Origin of the sequence: Acidiplasma aeolicum (assembly GCF_001402945.1) — an archaeon.
In the GTDB taxonomy this organism is placed as follows: Archaea; Thermoplasmatota; Thermoplasmata; order Thermoplasmatales; family Thermoplasmataceae; genus Acidiplasma; species Acidiplasma aeolicum.
In genome coordinates, this window is sequence record NZ_LKBG01000043.1 from 1 (window position 1) to 3,766 (window position 3,766).

The following is a 3,766-nucleotide window of genomic DNA, read 5'->3' on the forward strand; positions in this document are numbered from 1 at the left end:
AATGGGCCCGACCGGATTCGAACCGGTGACCTCCTCCGTGTCAGGGAGACATCATACCACTAGACTACGAGCCCAGTGAAGGTTTATTTTAAGATGATATATAATTTTTTACTTTTACTCAAAATGAGACTTAAATACACTATTGTGTGATGCATTCGAGTTTATAATAAATAAACAAATAAATATTAAAGCATCGGAAATACAGGTATTTTTATCTAAATAATAAAAATCTGTTGTTATTTAAAAAGGTAATCATAATATAGATAATTAACATGTGAATCTATTATGGAAAGCAGGGAACTATCACTTTATATTAGAGGTTTAATCCCCGGGGATAAAAAAGATGCAGATGCAAACAGACCTGTTTCAGTATGGAAGGAGCTTGACAGGTTACGGGGATTTCCTGAAAAAACAGTTGTCTGCATATTTAGAACAACTGGCTGTGCATGGTATAGGTTTAGTGCATGCTCAATGTGCGGGTACTTTAATGATACATCAGATAATATTATTGATGAGAATCTTTTTAAGCAGGTTGATGAACTTTATAATTCACTTGGGGATGCCAAGGTCGTTAAGATCTTTACCTCTGGAAGCTTTCTTGACCCCCGGGAGGTATCTCCATCTGTAAGGAACTACTTCTTTGAAAAAATGAAGGGAAAGGTTGACAAAATACTGGTTGAATCAAGAACAGAATACATAAGGAAGGACATACTTGAAGATATTAAGCGCCATAATATTCCTGTAAGAATTGCAATAGGTCTTGAGAGTGCCAATGATTATATTATGAAATATTCAATTAACAAGGGCAGCACGCTGAAAAAATATCTGGATGCAGCAAGGCTCATTAAGGAGGAGGGTTTTGAGCTGAGAACCTACCTGCTTTTTAAGCCACCGTTTATATCGGAGCTATCAGCAATAGCTGATGTTGAAAATTCTGTAAAAATATCTGCACAGTATTCAAACGATATATCAATAAACCCAATGAATATACAAAAAAATACACTTGTTGAAAAATTATGGAAGAAGGGTTTGTACAGGCCTCCAAGAATGATATCACTTGCAAGGATTTTAATAGAGATGTCAGGGCATAAATATCCTGTTCTTTCTTATCCCACAGGCGGTGGCAAGGAGCGTGGCGTTCACGATGATAAGTTTGATAAAAAACTTCTTGATTTAATAGTTAAATCATCTCTTGAACAGAATTTCTCGGAACTTAAGGAATACTACTCATCACTGGATCTTTCATTGTATAATTATGAACTTGATCTTGAGGATAAACTTTTACTGCAAACCGACTATAATACCCTTGTAAAAAGAATATCGAGATCATCCATTTTTTATTAAATTTTTGATGTAATCAAGGCCCCCCTGAATTTCGTCTATTACATTCTGAGTATATTTATTCATCAATATTGTATCATAAAGTATTTCCTTGCTTTCCTGTGAACTAATGCTGCACAGGTCAAGATATTTTTCATAGGAACTGGTTTTTATACTTCCATTCTGAGGTCTGGAAATCATGGAAATAATATATGGTTTTACCAGTATTTCAGACATTAATCTATCATGCTGGTCTGCACTCAGGCTGATTATATTGTAATCTGGAAAAATATTTTGAATTTTCCCCATGGAATCAGGTGGTGATATATCGTTTATAAATACTATATCCTTAATCTTACCGTAACTTCTTGGACCAAAAAGTGGATGTATGCTTATTATGCTGTTTTTAAATTTTAAAAATCTTAGCTTCACTGATGATAATTCTATAAATCCGGTAAAAAATTTGTATTTGTTTATTATATTTTCCTCCTGGTCAGGTGGTATTGCCAAAAATGCATAATCTGATTTCTTTAAATAATTAAAAAGCTTTTCCTCATTATCAACATCGACGCCGTATGAATCTGGAAATATTTTCATTAAAAGCGAACCCAGATTACCCTTACTTCCAACTACCGTAAACATACTATCTTATTATTACCCTGTATATATTTTCTCTATTCTCCAGAAAATTCTTTGAAATTAGCATTTGCCTGCCATTGATTATTATGTCACCGCCATAATTACCATTTACATCTACATACACGTCAGGATCCTCAATTTTATGGTTTATAATATGTATACCAGGGCCGGATATCAAATTTTTATATTCTTTATTTTCAGAAAATACCACGGACCCTGGATTTAAAATAAATTTTAGCATTCCAAGCAGATTTTTGGTCTCTCCATTAAATTCCATGTAATTATTTCCATTAATATTTTTGTATACATACCCTGGTAAATTTAACTGGGAATTAGACTCATAATGTATGGAAAATTCAAAAAGTATATTTAATACAGACTGTGTAAATCTATCCCCGGAGATAAGCTTTATTATCTCCCTTTCACGGTTATAATCATGTATCTCCCCACCGTTCATTTTTTTTATCTCCCCAATTTTCTGAGCCAGTTTAATTCTCTGTTTTAGCAGCCTTATTATTTCCCGTGAGTTTTCAAGCATTTCCATTCTGAGATTTTCAAAGTCTGATATTAATTCCATCACCCATGACAATATTTATCACACATATATATAATTTTTTGAGGGAAAATATAATCCCTGATGTTTTTTATAAAGTAATAAAAAACGTTAAATCTCTCAAGGCAATAACTTTCTGTTGAAACTAAGTGATATAGGTGAAAGGCGAATAATAGATTTAATATCGAGGGATAGGGAACCCGATGATTGTGCAGTGCTTAACATGGGATCATTTGATTTGCTGTTATCCACAGATGTAATAACCAGAAAAACTCATATACCGGAGGGGGCAAGCCCTGAAATGGCTGGAAGCTTTTTTGCAGCCATAAACCTGAGCGATATAGCTGCAGATGCGGGAATACCTGTGGGGTTTCTGGTATCACTTTCAATATCCCCAGATTATGACATGGAATATTTAAAAAGATTTTATTCCGGAATATACAGTAAATTATCAGAATTTAACATAGGCATTATAGGCGGGGATACAAAGGAGGGTGATGATTTTACGGCCTCAGGAACAATAATTGGAAGGCAAAAACCCTCACTTATTCGCAGGAGATCAGACATAGCAGTAAACCATTATGTGCTTGTAACAAATTCTCTTGGGAGATCAGGTGCAGGCTATCTATTTTATAAAAATTCATATAAAACTGAATATGGAATAAAAAAAATGCTTGAAATTCATCCAAGGATAATGGAGGCACAGATTTTAAGCATGGCCGGTGCCCGGTTTATGATGGATTTATCGGATGGGATATACTCATCCATATATCAGATGAAGCACGATTATAATATAGGATTTAAAATAGATTATAACAAAATTAAGAAGGACCCTGATGTTTCCAGGGCAGCGCAAATTTCTGGTGTTTCAGAATCAGATATTGTAATGTCCTTCGGTGGTGATTATGAATTATTTTTTACAGTTGAAAAGAATAATTACGATTCATTTAAAAATAGGATAAATAAATACAAAATAGATGCATACATAATAGGAGAAACATATGATGGTCCAAATATGGTGTATTATGATAGCTGGGTTAATGTAAATGAAAGGGGATATGAACACTTCCTTAAGGACCCGCTGGATAAAAAGTAAATGTTTATATAAAAAATATTTATATAGAAGAACATATAGACTTATGATGAACCAAAACAAAGAATATATAGACCCCTTAGAATACGATATTGAAGAAGCCAGAAAGAGATTAAATATGTCAAAGAAAAACAATGAACTTGAAAAATATATGGAAATGT

4 protein-coding genes and 1 tRNA gene are annotated in these 3,766 nt (G+C 33.5%); 2 read left to right on the forward strand and 3 right to left on the reverse strand.

Annotated elements, in window-relative coordinates:
* Positions 1 to 2 precede the first annotated feature (2 nt).
* Positions 3 to 74, reverse strand: a tRNA-Val gene (locus tag AOG54_RS01550).
* Positions 75 to 285: 211 nt separating this feature from the next.
* On the opposite strand from AOG54_RS01550, the gene AOG54_RS01555 reads away from it, so the two are divergent.
* Entirely contained in the window at positions 286 to 1,344 is a 1,059-nt protein-coding gene (locus AOG54_RS01555) for an archaeosine biosynthesis radical SAM protein RaSEA (RefSeq protein WP_054963828.1), read from the forward strand.
* Here AOG54_RS01555 and AOG54_RS01560 read toward each other — a convergent pair.
* Positions 1,327 to 1,962, reverse strand: a complete 636-nt coding sequence (locus AOG54_RS01560) for a hypothetical protein (protein WP_048101661.1) — start codon at positions 1,960 to 1,962, stop codon at positions 1,327 to 1,329. The genes AOG54_RS01555 and AOG54_RS01560 overlap by 18 nt on opposite strands.
* Before the next feature lies 1 nt (position 1,963).
* A complete protein-coding gene (locus AOG54_RS01565) occupies positions 1,964 to 2,536 on the reverse strand; it encodes a chorismate mutase (protein WP_055032319.1) in 573 nt (190 codons plus the stop codon).
* A 115-nt stretch (positions 2,537 to 2,651) separates the two neighbouring features.
* Here AOG54_RS01565 and AOG54_RS01570 point away from each other — a divergent pair, with 115 nt between their 5' ends.
* A complete protein-coding gene (locus tag AOG54_RS01570) occupies positions 2,652 to 3,608 on the forward strand; it encodes a thiamine-phosphate kinase (protein WP_048101659.1) in 957 nt (318 codons plus the stop codon).
* Positions 3,609 to 3,766: the final 158 nt, after the last annotated feature.

Excerpts from the sequence above, each read along its gene's own strand:
- AOG54_RS01555 (WP_054963828.1), top strand. The coding sequence starts at position 286 with ATGGAAAGCAGGGAACTATCACTTTATATTAGAGGTTTAATCCCCGGG.
- AOG54_RS01560 (WP_048101661.1), bottom strand. The coding sequence starts at position 1,962 with ATGTTTACGGTAGTTGGAAGTAAGGGTAATCTGGGTTCGCTTTTAATG.
- AOG54_RS01565 (WP_055032319.1), bottom strand. The coding sequence starts at position 2,536 with ATGGAATTAATATCAGACTTTGAAAATCTCAGAATGGAAATGCTTGAA.